Here is a 26,276-nt window from a genome sequence, read left to right on the forward strand (position 1 = left end):
TGGAGAATTGATAATGGATAATGGATCATTAGTGTCCAATAAAAATGGACGAGTTAAAAAATTAATCAAATAGTCCTTCAAAAAGGGGATAATCGAGTTCTTTGATATCGTTGAAATCAGTCTTATCGAACAGGTCACGTAAGTTCGTTTTGTCCGTTAGAGAGATGCTTAGAATCTGCAAAACTTCATAAGTTGAGCGTTTCAATTGCATATCGTGTTGGACAATAGCTACAAGACAGTATGTGATAATAGCTACACTGATTTGAATGCGGACAGCGTTTTCCGTTGTGCCCCAGAATCTTTTTATTTTAAGGTGCTGCTTTAGCCATTTGAAGAATAGCTCGATCAACCATCTTTTCTTATAGAGATTAGCAACGTCCAATGCAGAAATATGTGTTGCGTTTGTCAGGAAAGTGAACTCACGGTCACCCTCTTCATCGTAGTAACGAATGAATCGGAATGACTCGGTATATTTCTTCTCTGAGAGATATCCGGTCAGTTTCACTTCAGCATCTGTAAGTACATACTTAGGCATCCTACGCTTCCATTTAACCATTGTGTATTTCAAGTTCGTTTTAGCTCTGACAACGAAAAAGGAACCTGTCAGGTGTATCCTATATAGTTCCTTAAAAAAAGTCATAAGCCCTATCGAACATATAATAAGCATTTGGTTCATAATGGATTGAACACATCTCTGTAGAGTCGTGCTTCGATGCTGTGGTTACAGTATAGAAGGCAGGAACTTGTGCTTCAATGTCATATAAGACATGAGCTTTCACTCCTCCTTTCTTTCTTCGGAACTTCGCCCATGGAAATGTGGCTAGACACAACGGAATGGTTGTTGAATCAAAAGCGTACTTATTTCCTGGGATTTCCAAGATATTGGTCCCTCGCTTTTCGCAAGCTTCCTTCATTATATAGAATGCGAAGTCTTCAAAGATTCTGTAGTCACGATTCTGATTAGCATAAGCGAGAGTGGCTTTGGCTATTGGATGGCGTCCCAAACCAAGATGATACTGCTTAGCTCGGTGTGCTTCAAAAGCCACAATTAGGTCGCGAAGACTCTCACGATTGCTCAGTTGTCCGAACATCATAGCAAGCAGCTGATTCCAGCAGGTGAATTGCTTCACGTAGCGATTGCCATCATACTTGCGAACGAAGTTGTTGAACTGGGTTCTGTTCAGAAAAGCGGTAAGTTGAGCGAATACGTATTTATCTTGGTTCATAAGCGGCCTTCAATTTGACCGCTAAGCTACGAATTCAAATCCGTTTCATTCTAAAGGACTGCTTAAAAGACTGTATTTCAATAATTTCAAAGACCGATTAGCTAACTTTTATTGGACAGTAGTGAGGACCCATAAAAAAGTGTGTGCCAAAGATAGGGAAAATATCCCTTTGCTTTGGCACACTTTTACCTATTGAAAACACTTAACAGAGAATTTTCAACACATATAGTGATTTATTCTCCTTCAGGGAGTGTACCATCATTCATGCTCCAGCCCGGATTTTGGTAAATCGTCGATGTGCTATAATCATTCGAGCCGGAAACAGCTGTGGTCATACGGAACTCATAATTGCTGATCGGATACAGATATTTGGCTTCCGTCCAGTTCAAGCCATTGAATCCGATATTGCTTGTGCTCTTGCGGTAAGGCAGGTAATACTTGCCTTCGGCATACTGGTCGTCTTGAGCGGAAATATTGGGTTCATTAGTTGTTCCATAGGGTGCCAAAGTAATCTTAGCGAGCTCGGCTACGGCATCTTCAGCCACAGGATCTGTATACATCTGATACATGCTGTCCCAGAAATTGAAGCCTTGGATATGTACATTCTGTACTTGGTCTAACGCACGCCAGCGCTTCAGGTCGGCAAAGCGGAAGCCTTCGGATGCCAGTTCGATGCGGCGTTCACGACGGATGTTGTACAAGGTTGCGTCTACCTGTACGCCGCGTGAATAACTACCCCAATCCTGTTTCTCGTTCTCCATCACCGTGTTGCTGATAGTCAGCTGGTAATCGGTGGACATGCCGACGCGTTGGCGAAGCTGCCTCCAGTAGCTGTCGCAGTTGCCGCCCAGGTTGCCGTTCAGTTCATAGTAAGCTTCGATATAGTTCAGATAAGCCTCAGCCGCACGGAACGTAGGACATCCGGTGTAGGAAGCCATGGTAGGCTGCATATCTGCCGAAGTGTTCAACCCCTTGCGCAAGCTGTAGCCGGTAGGATTGCCGTTCTCCAACTGTCCCTCAAAAATAGGGGCACGGTAGAAATAGCCGTAACCGTCGCTCTTGACATAATCGACCTGATTGGGTCCATAAGACAGCAAATCGCCGGTCTTCAGGATACACATGTCCATACGCGGGTCGCGGCCGCTAAACAAGTGTTCGTACGTGTCATCTCCCTCATAGCCGGAACCGGTGGCATAAATGGGAAGGCCGTTGGCCATCAGGTAAGAATCGACCATCGAGCGGGTATACCCCGTATTACCGCTACCGTTGCGTTGCAAGTAGTCCACCACATGATGATACACCGTAGCTTCGGAACTTGTGCTGTACCGGCGCCACAACAATACTTCATCCATACCACTCAAATCCACGGAATTGAACATGGCGGCATAATCATCGTACAACTGATGTCCCTGTGCCACAATATCGGCAGCCTCGATAGCCTGCTCCAAGAAATAACGGACTTCTGTCTCATTATTATAACTGTAGTCGCTGAGGTAATCCATGGAAGCGCCCGGCCAGCCCGGTCCGTTGGGCACAAAAGCCGTACCGGCATGATATTTTTCCCACGTACCTTCAAACAGGGCTACACGGCTCTTCAACAAGGCGGCGCAATCGCGTGTCAACCGGTTGCTCATGGGAGGCGTGGCAGACATGTAATTATAGGCCGTATCCAAGTTGGCGATAATGAAACGGGCTACTTCGTTACGCGGACGGCGCTTGGAAGCTTCACGTACCAAATCGTAATCTTCCGTCAAGGTATTGGTCAGGATGGGGAAATCGCCCAAGTTCTGCAACGCGCGGAAGTAAAACCAGGCACGGAAGAAGTATACTTCACCCATGTAATGCTTTATATTGGTGTCATTTCCAGTGATTTCACCGTTCTCATAGCGCTGGGGCACCCGCTCCAGAAAATAATTCGCGGAGCGTATCGCCATGAGATAATCATTCCATAAATTATAATCGCCGACATACGTCATTCCGGTCACAAAAAGTTCGCTCGGGCTATCCGCTGTCTGATTATCCGTTCCATTGTCATTGGCAAACAATCCCAGGTTATAACCAGTCCCGTGGGAAGGAAGAGCCACGTTGCTTTTCCCATTGAAACCGCTAGTAGGCAAATCAAAAACATACAAATTGGCCGCATACGCACCAAGGTCATTTTCCGCATAAAGGTACTCGGTAGTAGCCACATCAGTAATGGGTTCCAAGTCCAAGTAATTGTTGCACGAAATGGTCATCAACCCCGTAGCAACGAACATTGAATATATTATCTTTTTCATAATGATTATAAGCTATCAATTATTGATTTAGAAAGTAACGTTCACACCAAAGGATACCGTGGCCTGCAAGGGGTAAGACTTACCGGAGCTGCTGCCCGTGTATGCCGAATAAGCGGTTTCCGGGTCAAATCCGTTAGGCAAGCTCGAAATAGTCAACACGTTCTCAGCGCTGACATAGAAACGGAGATGCTGCATGCCAATTTTGTCCAATATATGCTTGGGCAACGTATAACCCACCTGGATGTTCTTCAGGCGCATGTAGGCACCGTTCTGCATGTAGCGGCTCTGTGTCCGCTGGTTCTTATTATCACTCATGTAGATGCGTGGGAAGTAAGCATCCGTGTTCGGTCCGAATACCGATGTGGTATTTTCAGGACGGTAGTAATCCAAGTGCGGGGTCAAGCCCGTGGACTGCCATTCACCGCCGTTCAAGCCCCAGAATACCGGACCGTCCAGCCACAGGTCGCGCTTGGCGACGCCCTGCCAGAACATGCTGAAGTCGATGCCTTTCCAGTCGAGTCCCAGGTTCAGACCGAAGCGGAAACGGGGCGTGCTATTACCCAGCTTGACGCGGTCGCCCGGGTCGTCCAACGTTTTGGCACCCTCGTTGACAATGCCGTCATCGTTTTGGTCTACATACATAATGTCGCCTTCTGTCCATCCGGAGCCCCAAGAAGGACGGTTGTCTGCCAACCATGCGTCCATTTCCTCCTGGCTCTTGGCGATGCCGTGGGTCTCATAACCCCAGATATCGTTCAGTTCCTGGCCTTCATAATAAGTATCCAAGGACTTGGATTCATTCGGATAACGTTCTACAAACGAGCGCGAGTCGGAGATATTGAAGCCGACGTTGTAGTTCACGTTGCCCACGCGGTCACGCCAGTTCAGAGCCAATTCCCAACCCTTGGTCTTCAAGTCGGTATTATTGGTAGAAGGCATGCTCGTACCGTAAATGTGGGCGATCTCGGCCGCCGGACCTACCATGTCGAGGGTCTTGCGGATGAAGTAGTCGAAGTTGGCCGTCAGTCGGCTTCTGAACATGGACAAGTCGAAACCCACGTTCAGCGACTGCACTGTCTCCCACGTCAGCGTGGAAGCGATGGTGCCGGGCACAAGTGCAATCGAAGGAAATTCGCCATCCATCAGCCAGGAGCCTCCACTGGTTGCAACTGTCTGCAACAGATACATGGGATAATAGGAAGTAGTATTCTGGTTACCCAGCGTACCCCAAGACAAACGGGGCTTGAACTGGCTCATCAAATCCTCATCCAAGGGGAAGAATTCTTCACGGGCCACATTCCAACCCAGAGAGAAGGAGCCGAACGTTCCCCAACGGTCTTTGCGCAGGAAGCGGGACGAGCCGTCGTAACGCACGTTGGCGGCAATGAAATAACGGTCTTTGTAGTCATAGTTGATACGGCCGAAGAAACCCGCGGTAGCCCATGAATAGGCCGAAGCCTCGTTGATGACGTCTTTGCCGGTAGCGGAGCCTATTTCAGGCACGTTTTCCGTAATCAGGTCCATACGTTCCACATTCAGCACACGGTTGTTGTACTTCTCGGTATTCATACCGACCATCACCTTGAACATGTGGTCGTCGTTGATGGCAAACTCATAATCCGTGTACAAGCTCGTGGTCAGGTGATTGGCACGAGTCCAGCGCTGGAACGCTCCGGTCTGCCCTGCCGTATAATTACCACCGTAAGCCAGCGTCAAAGGTTCGTTATTGACATTGTATTCGTATACTCTATTCAAGTTCTGCTTGCGAAACTCATTGATGGTGCGCAAGCCGACGTTGGCATAAATGTTCCAGCCCTTCATCGGATGGAATACCAACTGGCCTTGCATGTACACGTTGTCATTTTCGGTAATGGAACGGCTTCCATTGGTCAGCTGTGCCAGCTTACCGTTACGCATGTAGTGTCCGTTGGGATCCTGGAAAGGCATCGTAGGCCACATACGCACGATGTCGTGATAGAGCAGACCACCCAGGTCGGAATAGAGCGGGTTGTCCAGGTTGGTATGCACGTACTTCACGTTCACTTCCACATCCAGCCACTTGAAGGGCTGTGCGTTCAGTTTGGCGTTCGTGCTGATGCGTTCGTAAGAATCGTCGCCGAAGCGCAGGTTACCGTCCTGACCCAGGTAATTGGCCGACACGTAGTACTGCATCTTCTCCGAACCTCCGTTGATGTTCAGGTTGTGCTCATGCGCCCAAGACCATTTGTATTGCTTGTCATACCAGTCCACGTTGTCATTGGCTTTCTCGTGGAACTGCCAGTTGCCGTTCGTATTGGCCACGGTAGTCGTTGTAATCTCCCCGTTCATGTACTGCTGGATGCGGTTCATCGTATCGTCGTCGAAGATGACGTTACCGCCACCGTTGACACTACCCTCGTTGAAGTAGTTGGCAAACTGGTAGGAGTTCATCAGGTCGGGCAGTGACATCGGACCGTAGTAACGGGCGTTGCCTGAATAGCTCACACTGGCCTTTCCCGCCTTACCTTTCTTGGTCGTAATCAAGATAACACCGAACGCCGCGCGCGAACCATATATAGAACTTGCAGCCGCGTCTTTCAACACAGAGATGGATTCTATGTCATCAGGGTTCAGGTTATTCATATTACCCTCGATACCGTCAATCAAAACCAGCGTGGAAGCGGTAGAACCGGTGGAGATGGTTCCTGTACCACGGATGTTGACGTCCATGGTCTGTCCCAGCTGACCACCATATCCGCCTACCGAAAGGTTCAGGCCCGGCACGGTACCCTGTAAAGACTGGCCGAGGTTGGTTACAGGACGGGATTCCAGCGACTTCGTATCGACCGTAGCCACGGCTTCCGTCAGGTTGGCCCTGCGCTGCGTACCGAAACCGACTACAACCACCTCGTCAAGCACTTGATTATCCTCTTCCAACGTAACCGAATAAGATGTCTGCGAAGAATTGATTTGAACCTCCTCTGCTTTATATCCTATATAGGAAATTTCCAGAGTTCCATCAGCCGGTACATCTTTCAGATTGAAGTTACCGTCTATGTCGGTAATCACTCCGTTGGACGTACCTTTGACAAGCACGCTGGCACCAATGATGGGCTCACCCTGCTTGTCTGAAACTTTACCTGTAATACTGAGATGCTGGGCGTACGCGAAGAAACAGCTCCAAAGCATCAGAAAAAAAATAAGGCTTTTTTTCATGTTTTTCCTTAATTTTAAAGTTAAACAACGGTTTATTACTCTGCTGCAAATATAGACAATCGGCCACTGAAAGACCCTGCACGAACGTTTCATTCAACATACACGTTTAATACATCCTTAACTTTTCTTGCACTTTTGCAGCATTTTACAAGGTTTCATGTAGTCTTTGTGGCTACAGTCAAGAAAAAAAGAGGCCGAAAGGGAAAGATGCGACACGGTGCTTTCTGAGCTTCTGACACAGTGCTTCGTCAAGGTGTCATGAAGTGCTTTCTGAGGGTGTAACGAAGCACTGTGTGAGGAGGTGACACGGTGCTTCGTCAGAGGGTCAGGAAGCACTGCATGAGAGAGGGACGGAAACAGGCATCAAAGGCCTCCGAAGCTGCCGGGGTGTTCCATGTAAAATAATATAACCTCGGCACGGCAAGAGCGGCACATTTTCTATCAGACAGGCTTCACACAGAGGAAGCGAATGTTTCAAACATAAAGGCCTTGGGTTTCAAACATAAGCTCCCTATGTTTGAAACCTACAGGCGTCGGGGTTCAAACCTCCTTTTCCTTCCACTTCCGACAGGAGAAGAAAGCAAAGCCAATTTGTATAATATCATAACCATGTTTCCCTATAAGAAAATGTAAACGACAGTAAAGGGCCTGAGAAAGACACAGCCTCTTTTTTTGCATTTCATTTCGATAAATAAGTTTTTTTTTATTTCTTTGTATAGCCTAATCAGAAATGAAGCATGAACCTTAAGTATCTATATATACTACTGACCACCTGCCTGTGCCTCTGCGTGCAGCTGCCCTGCCACGCTTTCTTTGAAAAGGACCTCCACCTGCTGACCATGAAAAACGGCCTGTCGGACAACACCATCCAAGCCATCTGCAAAGATCGCAACGGGTTCATCTGGCTCAGCACACGCGATGCCCTGAACCGCTACGACGGCAAGCAAGTGAAAGTCTTCCTCTTCGACAACACCGGTGCCAACCTTTCCGACCTGAAGGAAATATCGGACGGCCTCCTGTGCTTTGAAAGCCGGGGCTACCTCCATGCCTTCGACCTGCGCGGCGAACGCTTCGTGCCCATACGGACGGAAGATGGAAAAGAAATCCAAGCGATTGCCACCGCACCCGTGAACGACTCCATCCTCTGGATGATGAACAACCACGAGCTGATGCTGGCTCAAAAAACAAACCGTCCACAGAATGATACCATCACTTTCCGCATCCTGAAACGCTTTGAGCCCGGCAAGCAGGAGGGCAGCCTGCTGGCCAAGTTGTCACTCTCTCCCGACAAACGCTACCTCTGCATAGCCGATACGTATGGCCGCATCATTAGGGCCGACACGGAACGGATGGACGGCTTCCAGCCCGTAAACGGCACCGGCTTCGGAAGGCCAATCCAAATCAACCATCTCCTCTACGACGAGGATGGGAACATTTGGATGACCACCCTCACCCACGGCCTTGTACGCCACAACACACGGACAGGACGTACCACCCGAATGACCTACCACAACAAGTATACGGCCAACCAGCTGTCGCACACCGATGCGTTCGAAGTGGTACGCCTTGAAAAAAACCGGTACCTGGCCGCCACGTGGAATGGCTATACCCTCATCAGCCTGAACAAGAACAATCCGGACGAAATGACGGGACAGGTATTCAACAACACCACCTCTTACGTGTTCCGCGACATCGAGACACGCATGGTTGCCGCCTACTACGACCCGCAAGGCATCCTGTGGATAGGGACGGACGGAGGAGGAGCCATCTGGTCGGACCTGCGGGAACAGTTCTACAACCGCTATTACCAGGACCGGCACAACGAAATCTGCTCCATGCTGGGCGACGACGAAGGCTACCTGTGGCTCACGACCTTCCATCGGGGCATTCTGCGCAGCCGCACTCCCTTCCATTCGGACGAGCCGTTGGATTTTGCCCCGGCCGGCACTTCCGAAGTACAGCAACGGCACACGGTGCTGAGCAGTACCCGGGACCGGGAAGGAAACCTGTGGTTCGGGAATGCGGACGGCACCCTGACCCGATATGACGCACGAAGAAAGAAATTCCAGATTATAAAACTGACCGACGGCTCCACTCCGGTCGAAGGCGCATCGGTATGGAGCCTGCTGGCCGACAGCCGGGGAACCATCTGGGCAGGGACACAGGCCGGACTTTTCGGCGTCGATCCCGCCACGACAACATCCCGACAAATACACTTTACAGACCCGGAAGGGAAGACGCTTCCCGCTCCCTATATCCGCGCACTGGCCGAAACAGCCGACCACCACCTCTGGCTAGGCACCACTACGGGGCTCTACCGATACGACTGTCAGGAAGAACGGCTGGAAACAGGATATGAAAAAGCAGCCGGCATTTCCGACCCTTCCATCCGCTCCCTCCACGCTGCCGGCAACGGACTGCTGTATGTGGGCTATATGAACAGGCTGGCCGTCCTCTCGCCCGCGGAAAACCGCATCGTGCAAACCTACGGCACCCAGGACGGGCTGTGCAACGACTTCGTGGGCTGCATCACCGAAGACGAAAAGGGAAACATCTGGATCGGATCCAACTCGGGCATCTCGCGTTACGACAGCCGCCAGCACCTGTTCTACAACTACTACGTGTCGGGCAGCAACCGTTCGGCCCTCTACTGGAAGCACACCCTGTTCTGGGGGAACAACAAGAACCTGACTTACTTCAAGCCCGACAAGACAGACCGGTTCGAAGTACCGAAGAAGGTCCTGATAACCGGACTCGAGGTCAACAACAGCCCCGTAGACATCGGCCGGCCGGTCAACGGACAAACCATCCTGCCCTATGGCATCTCCTACCTGTCGGACATCCGGCTGAGCTACAAGAACCGCGACTTTTCCCTCAACTTCAGCGACCTTTCCTACTCGGACGAACAGCAGATGTATGCCTACCGCCTGTACCCCTACCAGCAGGAATGGATCTACACGCAAGGAGAGGAAAAGGTGTCCTACACCAACCTGAAGCACGGCGACTACATTTTCGAAATCAAGAACATCCACCCCAACAAGACCTCGGACCAGATTACCCGCCTGCACATCGCCATCGACCCTCATTGGAGCAACAGTGCCTGGTTCCGCCTGTGCATCTTCCTCGCCGCAGCCCTGGTCCTGTGGTATGTCTGGAGGCGCATCCGCATGAGGGCCAAACGGCTGGAACACGAAATGCAGCTGGAGCATGAAGTGTTCACCGCCAAAGTGGAACGCGACAAGGAAAAGCAACTGCGCCTGGAACGCGAACGCTTCTTCACCGAAATAGCCCACGAACTGCGCACGCCACTGACCCTGATTCTGGCCCCGCTCCAGGAATTGCTCCACACCGACGGCCTGTCACCCCAGGCCCGGCGCCAGCTGCAGACGGCCTTCGACAACAGCCGGTCGCTGCATGCCCAGATGGACCAACTGCTGTTCTTGCAGAAGATAGAGGCCAACATGGTCCGGCTCAAAGTGGCGGAAACAGACATCAACCGGCTGGCCTCAGACGTATGCGAATCTTTCAAGGCCATGGCCGAGAAAGGCCATTACCAGTTCAGCATCCACCTCCTGCCCGAACCGCTCCTGCTGTGGGTCGATGCGGAGAAGATGGCCACTGCCATACGTAACCTGCTGTCAAACGCCTTCAAGTACACCCAGCCACAGGGCACTGTGGAACTGATTTTGGGAAGAACCGTCATCGACGGACATCCCTTCTGCAACATTACCGTCAGCGACACAGGTGCAGGCATCCCGCAGGAAGTGAAGGAGCACCTGTTCGAACCTTTCACCACGGGAGTAAATACTCCCGTCCACTCCACCCAGACGGGCATCGGCATGCGCATCGTGAAAAACATCGCCGACCTGCACCACGGCTACATCCGGACGGCCGACCATCCCGGACACGGCACCATCATCAGCCTCTACATACCCGAAGGAAACGGCCACTTCGACACCGCCAGCGAGAAGGTGACCTTCGTAGGCGTCTCCAAGCCCGCAGCTCCCCACCCCGCCGTGCAACCGCCATCCGAAACGGCCGACGATGCAACCCGCCACCGCCTGCTCATCGTGGAAGACAACGCCGACATCCGGCAATACATAGCCAACCTGTTCGAAGGAGAATGCACGACCTACGAAGCGGCCAACGGCGAGGAAGGCATCAACCGGGCGGAGGAAATACAGCCCGACCTCATCATCTGCGACGTCATGATGCCCGTCAAGGACGGTCTGGAATGCTGCCGCGAACTGAAAGAATCGCCCCGGACGGCTTCCATCCCCATCCTGATGCTCACCGCCAAGTCCGAAGACTCGGACGTCATCCAGGCCCTGGGCATCGGTGCCGACGACTACATGATGAAACCCTTCAACCCCGAAATGCTCCAGACGAGAGTGCGGAGCCTGATACGCCAGCGCGAACGGCTGAAGCGGCTGTATGCCGGCACGTTGCGGCTGAAAACCGAAGAAACCGAAGAGGGGAAGAAGGAAACGGAAGACTACTTCATCCGCCAGGTGATACAGGTAATCGAAGCCAACCTGGCCGACGAGAACTTCAACGTCAAGATGCTGGCCGACCAGCTCCACATGAGCCAGCCGACCCTCTACCGCAAAATCAAACAGCGGAGCGAACTGGCAGCCATCGACATGATCCGCAGCGTACGCATGAGCAAAGCCGCCTCGCTGATTCTGGAAAACCGGTACAGCATGCAGGAGATTGCCGAGATGGTGGGTTACAACGACACACGCACCCTGCGGAAACACTTCGTGGCACAATTCGGCGTGTCGCCCTCCAAGTACAGCGAGCAGAACGCGGAAGAGTGAACGGGGTCAGTTCGCCGCCCCGATGTAGCGGCTGTAGCGGCCGAAGAAACGACGGAAAGCCCCCCAGCGCATCAGCCCCTGTTCGAACAGCAGAATGCCCAGCAAGGCACAGCAGATGCCCAGCGACACGTCGATGAGATAGTGATGGCCGGAATAGACGGCCGTCCACCAGATGCCCACCATGATAAAGGCAAAGACAGCGATGATCCAGCGGCGGCAACGGCCCATGACGGCATAGGCCAAGGCCACGACCATGTAGGCGGCATGCAGGGACGGAACGGCGGCAAAGACATTGGCGTTGCGCCCGTAGATGCCTTCGAAGACCGTAATGCCCAGCAACTCGTCGAAACGTCCCAGGCCGGCCACATTGCCCGGCGTGGAGAGATCCGGCTCAAAGCCATAGTTCATGGCGTACCAGGGCGGAGCGGCCGGATGGATGTAATAGCCGGCAAAGCCTATCAGATTGACCAGCAGGAATACCATCGCAAAACGCAGGTAGAGGCTGCGGCGCCCCTTGAAGTAAAGCCAAAGGCCGAAAGCGATGGGCACCGGCACCCAGCAGAGGTAGAAGATACCGGCCATGAAATCGGCCGCACTGCAATGGTGGAGGGCGAAATATTCGCAGGGTATCAGTGTCTGTCCGCCTGCCTGGATGCCGAACAGCGACTTCTCGGCTTCGTAAAGGCCACGGACGTCAATGGGGTTGACTTCATAATTGGGCCACACGCGCATCCAGTCGTAGGACACGCCGAATATGATAAAGGGCAGCAGGGCCACAGCCAGCTTGCGGGTGGTTCTTCCCGCAAAAAACAGCAGCAGAAACAGCCCCACCAGCAAGAAATGCTCGGGACGGATGCCCACAAACACGCCCGTCAGCACCAGGAACAGGGCTGACACTACAAGAACCGGCAGGGACTCACCTGCCGGCGGCAAAACGTTCTGTTTCATCCGATTATTGCTTCTTCAACAGTTTATGACAATGGTTGATACGGACAAAGGCAGTCCAGTTGGCCAACACGGCTATCACAGCCAACGGAGCAATCAGGATGTACACGCTGTCGAAAGCCGTGCAGTCCTGGAAGACACCGCAGAAGATGGCACCCAGAGCCGTCAGCACGACACGCTCGGGACGCTGCATCAGGCCCACCTTGCAATCCAGGTCCAGACCCTCGGCACGGGCACGCACATAGCTCACCATCAACGAGCCGACCAGAGCGACAGCCGTAATGATGCTCCCCCAGAAATATCCCTGAAAGAGCAGGAAATAGAGAATGCCGAAAAGGGTGAAAAGTTCGCTGTAGCGGTCGAGCACGGAGTCGTAGAGGGCACCGAAAGTGGACGACATGCCTCCCACCCGGGCCACACGCCCGTCCATCATGTCGAACAGGCCGGCAAACAGCACAATGCCGCCCGCCCATCCGGCAAGCGTCAGCGCCAGTTCCTCGCCGGCCCAACCGGCATATACAAACACAACGGCCGCCACGATGTTCAGCACCAGGCCGGTGGTCGTAACGAAGTTCGGGGTAATCCCCACCCGGATCATGCCCTGCACGACGGGATTGATAATCTTGTAAATCAGTTGTTGTAAGTAGTCTCTGTAAGTCATATCTATTCTCTTTTTTTGTTTTTCAACACATATCTCCAGATTTTCCTTATATTATGATTCCGATAAACGAACACACGCTGCATGTGGTAGTTCCAGAACAGAGCCACAACCACCGCAACAATAATTTTTGCCAGGATGAACACGTTGTCCACATAATAGCCCAGCAGGCTGTTGACCCACGTCATGCCTGTCAGCCACTCGGTCAGGGCAAACGTGCCCCACGTGTTCAGCAAGATACTCCCTCCCCAAACGACAATGTATTTCAGCGCCACATGCACCTTCTTGCAATCTTCGGAATGGAATACCCACCGGTAATTGATGGCACAGTTCACCACCCCTCCCATTACCGAGCCCAGAAACGTGGCATACAGATAAAAGACATCGAACAGCTTGAACAACAGGATGGTCACCAGAAAGTCGACGAAACTGGCAAACTGGGCGGAAAGCTGGGCCTTGAAAAACACCCACACCACACGACGCCAGCCGACAAACCAGTCTTTCCCTCTCAATTGGCCAACCATCTTACTGCAATCAAAAGAATGAAACCATAGATGCCGGACAGGATATCGTCCATCATCACTCCGATACCTCCCGGAAGGCTCTCCATCCGGCGAATGCCCAAAGGCTTGAAGATATCGAACAGGCGGAACAGGACAAAGGCCGCCAATCCGTATCCGATGTGTCCGGCCGGAGCGGCCAGCAACGTAATCCAGACACCCACCATCTCGTCGACCACCACCCGAGACGGGTCTTCACCCCATACCGGTTCCAGACGGTCGGCAGCCCACACACCGGCCACCGTAAAGACCAAAATCAACGCGACCGTGACCCACAACAGCGTGAGCCCCGTCAGGAAGAACGACAGGAAAAACCATATCAAGGCTGCCAGCAACGCACCTGCCGTGCCGGGAGCCACCGGTGAAAAGCCCGAACCGAAGCCCGTGCCTATCAACATGGGAAGAAAAGGCGGTCTACTATTCATCATTATTTTTATGTCACACAAAAGAGGGTGTACACTCTTCATCATCGTGTACATCCTCTTTTTTCATGCATTTTTTCTCTTCTCAATCGAGATAACTCGGTTCCTTCTCGCCGATCATCGCCCGGAGCGTCTGCTTCACCATGCGCCATTGCTGGAACAGGTCGTGAACAGGCTCATGCTCGAAGTCGTGCATCGGACTCTTGCAGAAGAACGACAGCCAAGTCTGGATGCCGCACATCCCGGCACGCAGAGCCAGGTCGCTGAACAACACCAGGTCGAGCGCAATGGGCGCGGCCAGGATAGAGTCACGACACAGGAAGTTGACCTTAATCTCCATGGGATAACCCATCCATCCGAAGATGTCGATGTTGTCCCACGCTTCCTTGTTGTCCTTTCGGGGCGGATAGTAGTTGATGCGCACCTTGTGGTAAACATTGCCATACAAGTCGGGGAATTTCTCCGGCTCGAAGATGTTGTCGATAACCGACAGCTTGCTGACCTCCTTCGTCTTGAAGTTCTCGGGCTGGTCGAGCACCTCGCCGTCGCGGTTGCCCAGGATGTTGGTCGAGAACCAGCCGCTCACGCCCAGCATACGTGTCTTGAACATCGGCGCAAGCACGGTCTTCATCAACGTCTGTCCGCTCTTGAAGTCCTTTCCGGCAATGGGCACATTCATCTTTTTGGAGAATTCCCACATGGCCGGCGTATCCACACACAGATTGGGCGCGCCCATCACGAAGGGAGCCCCTTCGGCAATGGCTGCATAGGCATAGCACATACTCGGCGAAACAACTTCCGTATTGTTCTCCTTCATGGCCTTCTCCAGCGCCTCCAATGACATGTGCTCATCGGACAACGGAACAAAAATCTCCGTACTGGCTGCCCACAGGACAACCACACGGTCACAATGGTTAGCCGCCTTGAACTGGCGGATGTCCTCACGCAACTGCTCTACCATGTCCCAGCGGGTAGCCGCATTCTTGACGTGCGTACCATTCAGACGTTTGGCGAAATTGTGGTCGAAGGCGGCAGTCATCGGCTGGATGGCCTGCAACTCGTCCTTCACCAGATTCAGGTCTTTCTCCTTCAACACCTCCGCATACAACGCGGCTTCGTAAGCATTGTCGGGGAAAATGTCCCAACCGCCAAACACTACATCACTCAAATCGGCCAACGGAACAATGTCTTTAATCAAATGCTCCTTACCGTCTTGTGTCTTCATGGTAGCCATTTGCGTAATCGAACCGATGGGCTTAGCCAGTCCCTTGCGGGCAGCCAATACACCGGTTATCATCGTGGTAGCCACCGCACCACCTACTCCTACGACCAGAACTCCCAGATGTCCGGTAGCAGGATTTACGTTTTCTTTCATCTCTATTCTCTTTTTTATATTAAAAAATTGCTCAAAATTAGGGCATTTAATTGATTTATCACTACTTTTTTTATCGCTTTTATTGTTCCATTAGTAAGATTTAAGTTAAAACCGCAGACATGGAATGGTTTAGAGCCCCTGATAATCTGCTTCACATTGTTTCTGATTCCTGCAATCACCCAATCAACAAACAAGATCCGATTATCGGCAAACGTTCAATCTGACCCAGCGACAGACTTCTCCCCACAATTAAACAAAACTGATGCGGAAACGGGTCAGGCCATCGTTATAAGTGCGCAGTGAAAAAGTACATTTATGCCGGCTCAAAACCTCACGAATAAAAATGAGACCGATGCCCTGTCCGTTGGGCTTGGTCGAGAAGAAGGGGCTGAAGAGCTTGGACTCCGTTTCCTTGCTGATGCCCGGCCCGTTGTCTTCCACTTCCAGAGTAGCCGGTGCCAAAGTACGGACTACGACAAGTCCCTGGCCGGCTGGTAATGTCTCGGAAGACGCTATACTCTCAACGGCATTCTTGATGATGTTCACCACAACCTGCTCAAACAAAGCCGGGTCCAAGTTGACCATCCCCACTTCGGGACTGCACTCCACGCGCAAGGTCACCTGATGGTCGTTGCACATCCCTTCCATAAACCGCGCACAGCCTTCGGCCACTTCATTCAGGTTGGCTGGAACTAAAGTCGGCTCAGGAATCTTCACCACGTCGGCAAAACGCGTAATGAAATTGCTCATGGAGTAACAACGCTCGATGCAGACGCGCATCACTTCACAAAAGTCTTCCATGCCCTGTTCTTCGGCCAACGCCTGTTCCACCGTATCGAGGGTCGAGGTAATGCCCGCCGTCGTATTGTTCACCTCATGGGCTATCATACGGATCACCTTCTCGTAGGCCTTCTTCTCGGCCTTCATCACTTCATCGGTCATGCGTTCTATCAAGAAAAAGGGATGGGGGAAACCACTGTCAATGAAATAAGAATGGGTGCATTTGTACACATTCGCGTCGTTCAAACGCACTACCGATGTGTGTTCCAGTTCAATGCCGGCCAGTTCTTGCGCCAATGGGCAGTCCACCTGTTCCAATTTCTTTCCTTCTATTTCAGAAACTTCAATGCCTAACATCCTGACTGCCATCGGATTCAGCTGGGTCACCTTCTCGTCGAAACTGGTAATGACCACTCCCATGGGCGAAGCCTGAATCAGCAAGTCCAGAAAATGGTTCTGTTCGCGCAGACGCAGACGTTCGCTCTTCAGCTGGTCCATCATGCGATTGAAGATCTTGACAATGCGGTCGGAATCATATTGCCCCACCGGGCTAAGGCGGCTGCTGAAATCCTGCTCACGCAACAGCTCCATGCCATTGCCAATGGTATTCATGGGTTTCACCAGTTTGCCATAGAAAAAGACGAGGTATACCAGAATCAATACGATCCCCCCTTCGAGCACATACAGATGGAGCACCCGCATATCGCCCAGCAAGCACGGGATACCAATCCCCAAGCCTACCAGCAACAACACCAATATGATAAAATAGGTCTGTATGCGCACCGATGTCTCTCCAGTTTAAAGGGTTCAGTCGTTTACCGTAATATTATATTTTTCCAGACGCCGATACAAGGCCGCGCGGCTGATGCCCAGCATGGAAGCCACCTGACTGAGATTGCCCTTGCACTGCTCCAAGGTCTGGAGGATGGTGCGGCGCTCTATCTCGTCCAGCGTCATGCCGGCCAGCGAAGCGACCCCTGCCGTCTGCGACGAATCGCCCGTATGCTGATACTGTACCTCGAAATCGGCCGCTTCCAATGTCTTCTTTCCACTGACCAATATGGTTCGCTCCACCAAGTTCTTCAATTCACGGATATTGCCCGGATAAGGCAGACGGGACAGGAAGCTCAAGGCGTCGGATGAAAATTCAACGTGAGGCAGACCGTTGGTTTCTGCCTGACGGTCGGCAAAGTAACGCACCAGCAAGGGAATGTCTTCCCGCCTTTCACGAAGCGGAGGCAATTTCACCGTTATCAGATTGATGCGATAGAACAAGTCCTCACGGAACGTATGTTCGGCTACCATCTTGCGCAAGTCGGCATTCGTAGCCGACACCACCCGTACATCCACCTTGCGGGGACGGCTGTCGCCCAGCACCTCAAACGTCTGGTCCTGCAACACTCGCAACAGCTTCACCTGGCACGAAAGGTCCAAATCGCCAATCTCGTCCAGAAAGATGGTACCGTTGTTTGCCAGTTCGAAGCGCCCCACCCGGTCGGAAGAAGCATCGGTAAAGGCTCCTTTCTTATGACCGAACATTTCGCTTTCGAACAAACTCTGGGAAATGCCGCCCAAGTTAACCTTGACAAAAGGCTGATGTTCGCGACGACTGTTCATGTGAATGGCTTCCGCTATCAGCTCCTTGCCGGTACCGCTTTCACCGGTTATCAGTACGGATGCATTTGTCTTGGCTATGCGCCCTACCGTATCGAGCACATCCATCAAGCCTTTGGATTTGCCGATAATATGACTGCGCTTCAGTTCACCGTTCTGGGCTATATTTTGCGACTCATCCGGATGGGACAGCTGCAAAGCCGTTTCGATGCGCTGGAGCAAAGCCGCATTGTTCCAAGGCTTGGTAATGAAATCAAAAGCCCCGGCCTGCATGCCTTGCACCGCCAACTGAATGCTTCCCCACGCCGTCATCAGAATGACAGGTACATGAGGACGGAATATTTTGACCTGCTTCAACAAGGTCAGCCCCTCTTCCCCCGTGGTGGACAACGTGAAATTCATGTCCATCAATATCAGCGAGGGTTCCTCGGACCGTACAATATCCATGGCTTCCTTCGGACCGGCGGCCGTCTTTACTTCATACTTGGCCCGCTTCAACATAAAGCTGAGCGACGAACGGACGGCACTGTCATCATCTACTATCAGTATCATATTCTTCTGTCTTTGTTCTTTGTATTCATACCACGCAAAGATAGCATAAACCCCATGAAGTACAAAATCAACCACCCGGTTTTCGGTCTTTGCCCTCAAAGCGGCAGCTATCCAAGCCGCAGGAAAACCTTTCAGTCTTTCACCACAGCCTCAAAATCGACTTCCAACGCTTCGTTCCGTTCAAAATCCCACAACGTCAGACTACGCAACTGATAGAAATAATACCAATAAGAATAGAGTTCAGAAATATGTTTCTGACGTGCTTCGTCCTTGGAGTTCTGCGCATCGTTCAAGTCCAGCGTACTGATTTTGCCAATCATGAAAGTCTCTACACTGGTCCGGTAACGTTTCTCCGCAATGCGGTCCGCTTCTTCGGCTATGCCCAATTGCTGGGCCTGGTTATTGAAATTCTCCACCAGCAGGAAAATGTCCTGATTGAAGTCCATCTGCTCCTGACGGATTTTGGAAAGTACCACGTCGCGGTTGCTCTTGGCCACCTTCACCTGTCCGCGCCGCTTGCCCCAATCCAGAATAGGTATCTTCACGCCTACCTGAACAATCTGATTATCGAGCAAATTTTCATAAGAAGCCTTGAAGTCACGGTTCTGACCCGTATAGCCGATGCTGGCGAAAAGGTCGATGCTTCGCAGGTTGCCCTTGGCCGTAGCCACTTCATAATCGGCTTCCAGCTGCCGCCGACGGATGTTCTGGGCGAAAGAGTTACGTTCCAATGCCTTATCCAGCACCTGACGGTAATCCATGTGCAGGTCGGGCACCGACTCCGGCAGTACAGGATTGAGCACATCCTGTTCGGACACGCCGAGGAAAGAACGAAGCTGAAACATTTTCGCATTCAGGTCACTTTCAGCAGCCGTCACATCGGCCTTCCCCTGCAAGGCATTGAGTTTCAACTGGAGCAGGTCGTTTTCAGAGATCTGCCCCATCTTCCGTTTGGCAATCGCCACCTCATACAGGCGGTCGGCATTCTCCTTGTTCTGCCGGGCCGTGGCCAGTGTCTCCTTGGACAACAACAAATTAAAGAAATAAGTAATGGCTGTAATGGTCACATTTTCAGTAGCCGAGATAAATGCGGCTTTCGCTTCCGCATAGCGGACCGGCTCAATGCGGCGGTCCCACTTCAACGTATTCACGCCAAAGATGGGTTGGGTCAACTCCAACCCGACCGGCACCGACATGAACTGATGATATCCACCGGATCCAAGCTGTTTCACATAGTTGAGTGACGAAGTCAGCGACAGCTTGCCGCCCGTCAACCAGATATTCTGGTCAATGGATATTTCTCCCGCCAGGTTCAATGTATTGTTGCGAACAAACGTATACGAGCCATCGGAATTCTGATACGTACTATACGATTTGTTGTAACTGGGCAACGTACCGGTCAGATTAACCTCAGGAAGCAAATTGGCTCTGAAAGTACGATACTCCCAATAAGCCGTCTTCAACTCGTTCAAGGCGACAGCTGCATCCACCGACTGTACACGTGCCAGGGCTATAGCTTCCGCCAAAGTTATGTCGCGATTGCTGACCAACGTATCCGTTTGTGCAAATCCAACATAAGGCAGGCAACAACAAACTGCTATCAAAATATTCTTTTTCATCATTTCACATGTTCTTGGTTACACCCACACTACAGACAAAGACCGTGCCAATGTGCCAGAACATGTTCTCACAGGGGGTAGTGTTCATTTTCGGACACTTCACATGTCCGAAAGCGGACAGTGTCTCCCCTACTTCCCAACTTCTTTCAACCCCATCTTTTCCGCCCGTTGGAGCATAAACCGACGGGCGGCTTCGTATTCATTGGGAATGACGCCGTCCAGAATGGCGTCCTTGATGGCGCTCTTCAAGGCTCCCACCTGCTGGCAGGGGGGAAGGCCGAACGTCTGCATGATTTCTTCCCCGCTGACAGGCGGCTGGAAATTACGGATGCGGTCGCGCTCTTCCAGGTCCTTCAGCTTCTGGCGTACCAACTGGAAATTCTCCAGAAAGCGTTTTTTGCGTTCGGAGTTTTTCGACGTAATGTCCGCTTCACACAGGGTCATCAGGTCATCGATGTCGTCACCGGCTTCGAAAAGGAGACGGCGGACGGCCGAATCGGTCACTTCCTCGTCGGCTATCACAATGGGACGCATGTGGAGGCTCACGAGCTTCTGCACGTATTTCATCTTCTCGTTCATGGGCAGCTTCATCTTGCGGAAGAGGTTGGGTATCATCTTCTCACCGATGAAATTGTGATTGTGGAAAGTCCACCCGGCCTTGGGGTCCCAACGCTTTGTGACGGGTTTGGCAATGTCGTGCAGCAAGGCTGCCCAGCGCAACCACAGGTTGTCGGTCTTTCGGCTGATGTTGTCGAGCACTTCGAGTGTATGGTAAAAGTTGTCCTTGTGTGCCCGTCCGTTGCGGGTTTCCACTCCCTGAAGGGCCACCAGCTCGGGGAAAATCAGTTCGAGCAGCCCGCACCGGTCCAGGTCAATGAAGCCTTTCGAAGGGATGGGCGCCAGCATGATTTTGTTCAGCTCGTCGGCAATGCGTTCTTTCGAGATGATGCCGATGCGTTCCTTGTTGCGGCAGAGCGAATCGAACGTCTCGTCATCGATATAGAAGTTGAGCTGGGTGGCGAAACGGATGCAACGCATCATGCGCAAGGGGTCGTCACTGAAGGTGATATCGGGGTCGAGCGGCGTACGGATGGTGCGTTCCTTCAGGTCGTCCATTCCTCCGAAGGGGTCGACCAGCTCGCCGTAGCGGGCACTGTTGAGGCAGACGGCCAGGGCATTGATGGTGAAATCGCGCCGGTTCTGGTCGTCTTCCAGCGTACCGTCTTCCACGATGGGCTTGCGCGAATCGTGCGTGTACGACTCCTTGCGAGCACCCACAAACTCCACCTCCGTACCCCGATACTTCAGCTGGGCCGTACCGAAGTTCTTGAACACAGACACGTGCGCGCCCTTGCCCAACCGGCGTCCCAACGCCTCGGCCATGGCAATGCCACTGCCCACCACCACGACATCAATATCCTTCGACGGGCGTTGCAGGAAGATGTCGCGCACATAGCCGCCCACGACGTAGCATTCCAGCCCCAGGTCGTCAGCCGTTTCAGAAATCTGTTTGAATATCTTATCGCTGAAGCGTTGCTTCAGTTCGTCAGGAGTCAACTCTATCATCTTCGGTTCGTTTGCATTTTAATGGTTTGCGGAGGCAAAGATAGGAATATTATTTTTATTTTTGCCACCGCAAAGCGGGTCATCACGGCCATGCGGCAAAATTTAGGACAATTACGCTATCAAACTGAATATATGAAGAAAGCAATCATTCTGGCATGCCTCTGCGGCGCATTGGCTGCCTGCGAGAACGTGGAAAAGAAAGCGGCCCTGAAGCTGGACGAAGCCCGTGCCGCCTTCGAAGCCGGCAACTACAACGAAGCCAAAATGCAGATAGACAGCATCAAGCTACTCTACCCCAAGGCCTTCGACACCCGCCGGCAGGGCATCTACCTCATGCAGGAAGTGGAGCTGAAGGAGCAGGAAAAGACCGTGGCCTATCTGGACAGCATGCTGGCCGTCAAGCAGCAGGAGTTCGAAGCCATGAAAGGCAAGTTTGTGCTTGAAAAAGATACCGCCTACCAGCGCATCGGCCACTACCTGGCGCCCTCGCAAGTCATCGAACGGAACCTTCACCGCTCTTTCCTGCGCTTCCAGACGGACGAGACAGGCCTCATGAGCCTCACGTCCATCTATTGCGGTGCCGGCAACATCCACCACACCGCCGTCAAGGTAACGGCCCCCGACGGAAGTTTTGCCGAGACACCCGCCTCACGCGACAGCTATGAGACGACCGACCTGGGCGAGCACATCGAGAAAGCCGACTACAAGATGGGACAGGACGGAGGCCTCATCGGTTTTGTAGCCGCCAACAAGGACCGCAACCTGCGTGTGGTCTATCAGGGAGAACGCTCTTACACCACCCAGATGACGCCTGCCGACCGCCAGGCTGCCGCCAGCGTCTACGAGTTGTCCAAGGTGCTTTCCGCCATCACCGAAATCAAGAAGAACCTGGAAGAAGCCCATCTGAAGATACAGTTCGTACAGAAAAAGATGTCCGAACGGAAGACGGAGGCCGAATAAGCCCCGCCTCCACGAGACCTGCATGCATACCCGCTTGTAGGAAACCAGTCGTTTGCCCTGGGTAAAGCATCCTTTTGTCCAGCTTAAACGGATGGTTTGCCCAGCTTAAACGAACGCTTTGCCCAGCTTAAACTTTTTCGCAAGACAAGCGGTACCCTCATTCCATAAACCCCAATAGATACAATATATAATATGATAAGCATAGACGGACTGGCCGTAGAATTTGGCGGCACCACCCTGTTCAGTGACATATCCTTCGTCATCAACGAGAAAGACCGCATCGCCCTCATGGGCAAGAACGGAGCGGGCAAAAGCACCCTGCTGAAGATTCTGGCCGGCGTGCGCCAGCCTACCCGCGGCAAGGTTTCGGCGCCCAAGGACTGCGTCATTGCCTACCTGCCCCAGCACCTGATGACCGAAGACGGACGTACCGTGTTCGAAGAAGCCGCCCAGGCCTTCGCCCACCTGCACGAAATGGAGGCCGAGATAGACCGCCTGAACAAGGAACTGGAGACACGCACCGACTACGAGAGCGACAGCTACATGGAGCTCATCGAACGGGTGTCGGCCCTGAGCGAGAAGTTCTACGCCATCGATGCCACCAACTACGAGGAAGATGTGGAGAAGACCTTGCTGGGCCTCGGCTTCGAGCGGACGGACTTCAACCGACCGACGAGCGACTTCAGCGGCGGATGGCGCATGCGCATCGAGCTGGCCAAGCTGCTCCTGCAGAAGCCCGACGTGCTACTCCTCGACGAGCCCACCAACCACCTCGACATCGAGTCCATCCAGTGGCTCGAAGACTTCCTCATCAGCAACGGCAAGGCAGTGGTAGTCATCAGCCATGACCGCAAGTTCGTGGACAACATCACCACCCGCACCATCGAGGTAACGATGGGCCGCATCTACGACTACAAGGTGAACTACTCCAAATACCTCGAACTGCGCAAGGAACGCCGCGAACAGCAGCAGAAGGCCTACGACGAACAGCAGAAGTTCATTGCCGAGACGAAGGAGTTCATCGAACGCTTCAAGGGAACCTACTCCAAGACCCTGCAGGTGCAGAGCCGCGTAAAGATGCTGGAGAAGCTGGAGCTGCTCGAAGTGGACGAAGAAGACACCTCGGCCCTGCGCCTCAAATTTCCCCCGTCGCCCCGCTCGGGCACCTACCCCGTCATCATGGAAGGCGTAGGCAAGACGTATGGCGACCACGTGGTATTCAAGAACGCGACGCTCACCATCGAGCGTGGCGACAAGGTGGCCTTCGTGGGCCGCAACGGCGAGGGAAAGTCCACACTGGTGAAGTGCATCATGGGCGAGATTGAGCACGAAGGCACCCTGACGCTGGGGCACAAAGTGCAGATAGGCTACTTCGCCCAGAACCAGGCCTCCCTGCTCGACGAGAACCTGACCGTCTTCCAGACCATCGACGACGTGGCCAAGGGCGAGATACGCAACAAGATACGCGACCTGCTGGGCGCCTTCATGTTCGGCAGCCCCGAAGCCTCGATGAAGAAGGTCAAGGTACTCTCCGGCGGCGAACGCACCCGCCTGGCCATGATCAGGCTGCTGCTCGAACCCGTGAACCTGCTCATTCTGGACGAGCCCACCAACCACCTCGACCTCAAGACCAAGGACATCCTGAAGCAGGCGCTGATGGACTTCGACGGCACGCTGATTGTCGTCAGCCACGACCGCGACTTCCTCGACGGCCTGGTGAGCAAAGTCTATGAGTTCGGCCACCAGCGCGTCCGCGAACACCTCTGTGGTGTCTACGAATTCCTGGAGAAGAAAAAAATGGAGTCGCTCAGCGAACTGGAAAAGAAATAATTCCTATCTTTGCGCAACTACACGCCGAACGCTATGATGATACGGAAACCCTATACGACCGCACTGCTGCTCCTGCTCAGCATTCTGATGCTGGCCGTGCCCGTCGTGCCCCATCATCATCATGGCAGCGAGGCCATCTGCCTGAAGAACGACCTGCACACCGGCTGTAGTGAGGCCACCCACTCTCATCACCATCCGGCAGGCCACCCCAACTGCTGCCACGACAAGGGCTGCCTCACCCATCAGTTCGTCCAGCGTACACCGCGGGTGGAGCGTCAGACTCCCCAGCCGCGCCCTGTCCTGCTGCCGGCCGACTTCAGCACCTTCCTCAAGGCACTGAGTCCTTACAGCGAACAACCATCCGTCACTTTATACTCACCCTACGTCGAGTCCCTGCACAGCATCCGCGTTGTCTGTGCCTCAGGGCTGCGGGCTCCCCCTTCTGTTCTTGCCTGACGTTCGCAGTGTGCTTCTGCACATTGCAACCCGGTTGCACCCCGATGTCACTACCTTTGCAGCCGGAAAGCATATTCTTTCAATACAGCAAGAACTTAATCCACATCTATCAATGAAAAAACTGATATTATTGGGAGTCCTCGTCGCATGGTCATTGGGCTCCTGCAACAGTCGGTCCGACCACGGACACGATGAACACGACCATGTCACCGAAGCCCATAACCACGAACAGCATGCGCTGGAAGAAGAAGGCCACAGTCACGACCACGAAGGCGATGCACACGCCGAAGCCACCCACGCCGAAGGCACCTCGGACGAAATTGTCATGCCGCCCGCCAAGGCACAGGCCGCAGGCGTAGAAACCGGTGTGGTGGAAGCCGGGAGCTTCACCCAAGTCATCAAGACCAGCGGGCAGGTACTGGCTGCCCAAGGCGACGAGCGGGTAGCCGTAGCCCCGGTAGCGGGTGTCGTATCGTTCAAGGGAAAGGTGACCGAAGGCATGAGCGTCCGCGAAGGCATGGCCCTCGTCCTGCTCTCGTCGGGCAACATCGCCGAAGGCGACCCCGTCCAGAAAGCCCGCGTGGCCTACGAGGTGTCGAAGAAGGAATACGAACGTATGCAGGCACTTGTGGAAAGCCGCATCGTTTCCGAGAAAGAGTTTGCACAGGCCAAGCAGGCGTATGAGAATGCCCGCATCAGCTATGAAGCCGTGGCCAAAAATCACTCCGACCGCGGACAGGCCGTCACCGCTCCCATCAGCGGCTACGTGAAAAGCCTGCTGGTCAAGGAAGGCGACTACGTCACCGTGGGCCAGCCGCTGGTGAGCATCACGCAGAACCGCCGCCTCTTCCTCCGTGCCGACGTGTCGGAGAAGTATTATTCCGCCCTGCCAAGCATCACTTCGGCCAACTTCTGCACCCCCTACAACGACAAGGTATATACATTAAAGGACCTCAACGGCCGCCTGCTGTCCTATGGAAAAGCCTCGGGTGAAGGCAGCTATTACCTCCCCGTGACTTTTGAATTCGACAACCGCGGCGACATCGTACCCGGTTCCTTCGTCGAAATCTACCTGCTGTCCCAGCCCATGGAGGGCGTCATCAGCGTACCCCGCTCGGCACTGACCGAGGAACAGGGCAGCTTCTACGTCTACCTGCAGCTGGACGAGGAGTGCTACCGCAGGCAGCTCGTTACGCTGGGCGTCGACAACGGTGAACGTGTACAGATACTCAGCGGCCTGAAGCCCGGCGACCGCCTCGTCGTCCGTGGAGCCTACCAGGTGAAACTGGCCGGAGCGACAAACGCGATACCGGCACACAGCCATGAACACTAAAATTAAACGAAGAATGAAGAATGGAAGCTATGCTTCCCAATGAAGAATTTTCCATATACAAGATTCTTCGTTCTTCATTCTTAATT

General features: G+C 53.1%; 16 protein-coding genes and 1 pseudogene. 5 read left to right on the top strand and 12 right to left on the bottom strand.

Going from position 1 to position 26,276, the window contains the following annotated elements:
* Window positions 1-61: 61 nt before the first annotated feature.
* The 3 genes and pseudogenes from BQ7483_RS18260 to BQ7483_RS10845 all read right to left on the bottom strand — a co-directional run bounded on the left by BQ7483_RS18260 (window position 62) and on the right by BQ7483_RS10845 (window position 6,700).
* Window positions 62-1,226 (bottom strand): annotated as a pseudogene (locus BQ7483_RS18260) (IS4 family transposase).
* Between the two features lie 233 nt (window positions 1,227-1,459).
* Window positions 1,460-3,505: a RagB/SusD family nutrient uptake outer membrane protein gene (locus BQ7483_RS10840; RefSeq protein WP_072545892.1), complete on the bottom strand. Its 2,046-nt coding sequence runs from the start codon at window positions 3,503-3,505 to the stop codon at window positions 1,460-1,462.
* 27 nt (window positions 3,506-3,532) lie between these two features.
* Entirely contained in the window at window positions 3,533-6,700 is a 3,168-nt protein-coding gene (locus BQ7483_RS10845) for a SusC/RagA family TonB-linked outer membrane protein (RefSeq protein ID WP_072545893.1), read from the bottom strand.
* Window positions 6,701-7,437: 737 nt separating this feature from the next.
* On the opposite strand from BQ7483_RS10845, the gene BQ7483_RS10850 reads away from it, so the two are divergent.
* Entirely contained in the window at window positions 7,438-11,520 is a 4,083-nt protein-coding gene (locus BQ7483_RS10850) for a hybrid sensor histidine kinase/response regulator transcription factor (protein WP_072545894.1), read from the top strand.
* Window positions 11,521-11,526: 6 nt separating this feature from the next.
* On the opposite strand, the gene BQ7483_RS10855 is transcribed toward BQ7483_RS10850, so the two are convergent.
* The 9 genes from BQ7483_RS10855 to BQ7483_RS10895 all read right to left on the bottom strand — a co-directional run bounded on the left by BQ7483_RS10855 (window position 11,527) and on the right by BQ7483_RS10895 (window position 21,611).
* Window positions 11,527-12,468: a phosphoinositol dihydroceramide synthase gene (locus tag BQ7483_RS10855; protein WP_072545895.1), complete on the bottom strand. Its 942-nt coding sequence runs from the start codon at window positions 12,466-12,468 to the stop codon at window positions 11,527-11,529.
* Between the two features lie 4 nt (window positions 12,469-12,472).
* Window positions 12,473-13,126, bottom strand: a complete 654-nt coding sequence (locus tag BQ7483_RS10860) for a CDP-alcohol phosphatidyltransferase family protein (RefSeq protein WP_022019787.1) — start codon at window positions 13,124-13,126, stop codon at window positions 12,473-12,475.
* A gap of 2 nt (window positions 13,127-13,128) precedes the next feature.
* Window positions 13,129-13,647 (bottom strand): GtrA family protein, encoded by a 519-nt coding sequence (locus tag BQ7483_RS10865; protein ID WP_072545896.1) that lies wholly within the window; start codon window positions 13,645-13,647, stop codon window positions 13,129-13,131.
* Entirely contained in the window at window positions 13,632-14,108 is a 477-nt protein-coding gene (locus tag BQ7483_RS10870) for a phosphatidylglycerophosphatase A family protein (protein WP_083535736.1), read from the bottom strand. The genes BQ7483_RS10865 and BQ7483_RS10870 overlap by 16 nt, the downstream gene beginning before the upstream one ends.
* A gap of 82 nt (window positions 14,109-14,190) precedes the next feature.
* Window positions 14,191-15,480, bottom strand: a complete 1,290-nt coding sequence (locus BQ7483_RS10875; protein WP_072545897.1) for an inositol-3-phosphate synthase — start codon at window positions 15,478-15,480, stop codon at window positions 14,191-14,193.
* A gap of 249 nt (window positions 15,481-15,729) precedes the next feature.
* Window positions 15,730-17,043 carry a sensor histidine kinase gene (locus BQ7483_RS10880; RefSeq protein ID WP_072545898.1) on the bottom strand — a complete coding sequence of 438 codons (1,314 nt, stop codon included), beginning with the start codon at window positions 17,041-17,043 and terminating at the stop codon, window positions 15,730-15,732.
* Between the two features lie 24 nt (window positions 17,044-17,067).
* Window positions 17,068-18,426: a sigma-54-dependent transcriptional regulator gene (locus BQ7483_RS10885; protein ID WP_022019792.1), complete on the bottom strand. Its 1,359-nt coding sequence runs from the start codon at window positions 18,424-18,426 to the stop codon at window positions 17,068-17,070.
* A gap of 131 nt (window positions 18,427-18,557) precedes the next feature.
* On the bottom strand, window positions 18,558-20,045 hold the full coding sequence (locus BQ7483_RS10890; RefSeq protein WP_072546229.1) for a TolC family protein: 1,488 nt from the start codon (window positions 20,043-20,045) through the stop codon (window positions 18,558-18,560).
* A 129-nt stretch (window positions 20,046-20,174) separates the two neighbouring features.
* Window positions 20,175-21,611 (bottom strand): CCA tRNA nucleotidyltransferase, encoded by a 1,437-nt coding sequence (locus tag BQ7483_RS10895; RefSeq protein ID WP_072545899.1) that lies wholly within the window; start codon window positions 21,609-21,611, stop codon window positions 20,175-20,177.
* A 132-nt stretch (window positions 21,612-21,743) separates the two neighbouring features.
* Here BQ7483_RS10895 and BQ7483_RS10900 point away from each other — a divergent pair, with 132 nt between their 5' ends.
* The 4 genes from BQ7483_RS10900 to BQ7483_RS10915 all read left to right on the top strand — a co-directional run bounded on the left by BQ7483_RS10900 (window position 21,744) and on the right by BQ7483_RS10915 (window position 26,190).
* Complete coding sequence (locus tag BQ7483_RS10900; protein WP_072545900.1) at window positions 21,744-22,571, top strand: outer membrane protein assembly factor BamD; 828 nt, start codon at window positions 21,744-21,746, stop codon at window positions 22,569-22,571.
* 192 nt (window positions 22,572-22,763) lie between these two features.
* On the top strand, window positions 22,764-24,401 hold the full coding sequence (locus tag BQ7483_RS10905) for an ABC-F family ATP-binding cassette domain-containing protein (RefSeq protein ID WP_072545901.1): 1,638 nt from the start codon (window positions 22,764-22,766) through the stop codon (window positions 24,399-24,401).
* A gap of 33 nt (window positions 24,402-24,434) precedes the next feature.
* On the top strand, window positions 24,435-24,857 hold the full coding sequence (locus BQ7483_RS10910; protein WP_139247636.1) for a DUF6769 family protein: 423 nt from the start codon (window positions 24,435-24,437) through the stop codon (window positions 24,855-24,857).
* A 112-nt stretch (window positions 24,858-24,969) separates the two neighbouring features.
* On the top strand, window positions 24,970-26,190 hold the full coding sequence (locus BQ7483_RS10915) for an efflux RND transporter periplasmic adaptor subunit (RefSeq protein ID WP_022019798.1): 1,221 nt from the start codon (window positions 24,970-24,972) through the stop codon (window positions 26,188-26,190).
* The last annotated feature ends 86 nt before the right edge of the window (window positions 26,191-26,276 follow it).

The organism is Mediterranea massiliensis (assembly GCF_900128475.1).
In the GTDB taxonomy this organism is placed as follows: domain Bacteria; phylum Bacteroidota; class Bacteroidia; order Bacteroidales; family Bacteroidaceae; genus Bacteroides; species Bacteroides massiliensis_E.

Bases quoted from the DNA above. Each gene is read 5' to 3' on its own strand.
- BQ7483_RS10840 (WP_072545892.1), bottom strand. From the start codon at position 3,505: ATGAAAAAGATAATATATTCAATGTTCGTTGCTACGGGGTTGATGACC.
- BQ7483_RS10845 (WP_072545893.1), bottom strand. From the start codon at position 6,700: ATGAAAAAAAGCCTTATTTTTTTTCTGATGCTTTGGAGCTGTTTCTTC.
- BQ7483_RS10850 (WP_072545894.1), top strand. From the start codon at position 7,438: ATGAACCTTAAGTATCTATATATACTACTGACCACCTGCCTGTGCCTC.
- BQ7483_RS10855 (WP_072545895.1), bottom strand. From the start codon at position 12,468: ATGAAACAGAACGTTTTGCCGCCGGCAGGTGAGTCCCTGCCGGTTCTT.
- BQ7483_RS10860 (WP_022019787.1), bottom strand. From the start codon at position 13,126: ATGACTTACAGAGACTACTTACAACAACTGATTTACAAGATTATCAAT.
- BQ7483_RS10865 (WP_072545896.1), bottom strand. From the start codon at position 13,647: ATGGTTGGCCAATTGAGAGGGAAAGACTGGTTTGTCGGCTGGCGTCGT.
- BQ7483_RS10870 (WP_083535736.1), bottom strand. From the start codon at position 14,108: ATGAATAGTAGACCGCCTTTTCTTCCCATGTTGATAGGCACGGGCTTC.
- BQ7483_RS10875 (WP_072545897.1), bottom strand. From the start codon at position 15,480: ATGAAAGAAAACGTAAATCCTGCTACCGGACATCTGGGAGTTCTGGTC.
- BQ7483_RS10885 (WP_022019792.1), bottom strand. From the start codon at position 18,426: ATGATACTGATAGTAGATGATGACAGTGCCGTCCGTTCGTCGCTCAGC.
- BQ7483_RS10890 (WP_072546229.1), bottom strand. From the start codon at position 20,045: ATGAAAAAGAATATTTTGATAGCAGTTTGTTGTTGCCTGCCTTATGTT.
- BQ7483_RS10895 (WP_072545899.1), bottom strand. From the start codon at position 21,611: ATGATAGAGTTGACTCCTGACGAACTGAAGCAACGCTTCAGCGATAAG.
- BQ7483_RS10900 (WP_072545900.1), top strand. From the start codon at position 21,744: ATGAAGAAAGCAATCATTCTGGCATGCCTCTGCGGCGCATTGGCTGCC.
- BQ7483_RS10905 (WP_072545901.1), top strand. From the start codon at position 22,764: ATGATAAGCATAGACGGACTGGCCGTAGAATTTGGCGGCACCACCCTG.
- BQ7483_RS10910 (WP_139247636.1), top strand. From the start codon at position 24,435: ATGATGATACGGAAACCCTATACGACCGCACTGCTGCTCCTGCTCAGC.
- BQ7483_RS10915 (WP_022019798.1), top strand. From the start codon at position 24,970: ATGAAAAAACTGATATTATTGGGAGTCCTCGTCGCATGGTCATTGGGC.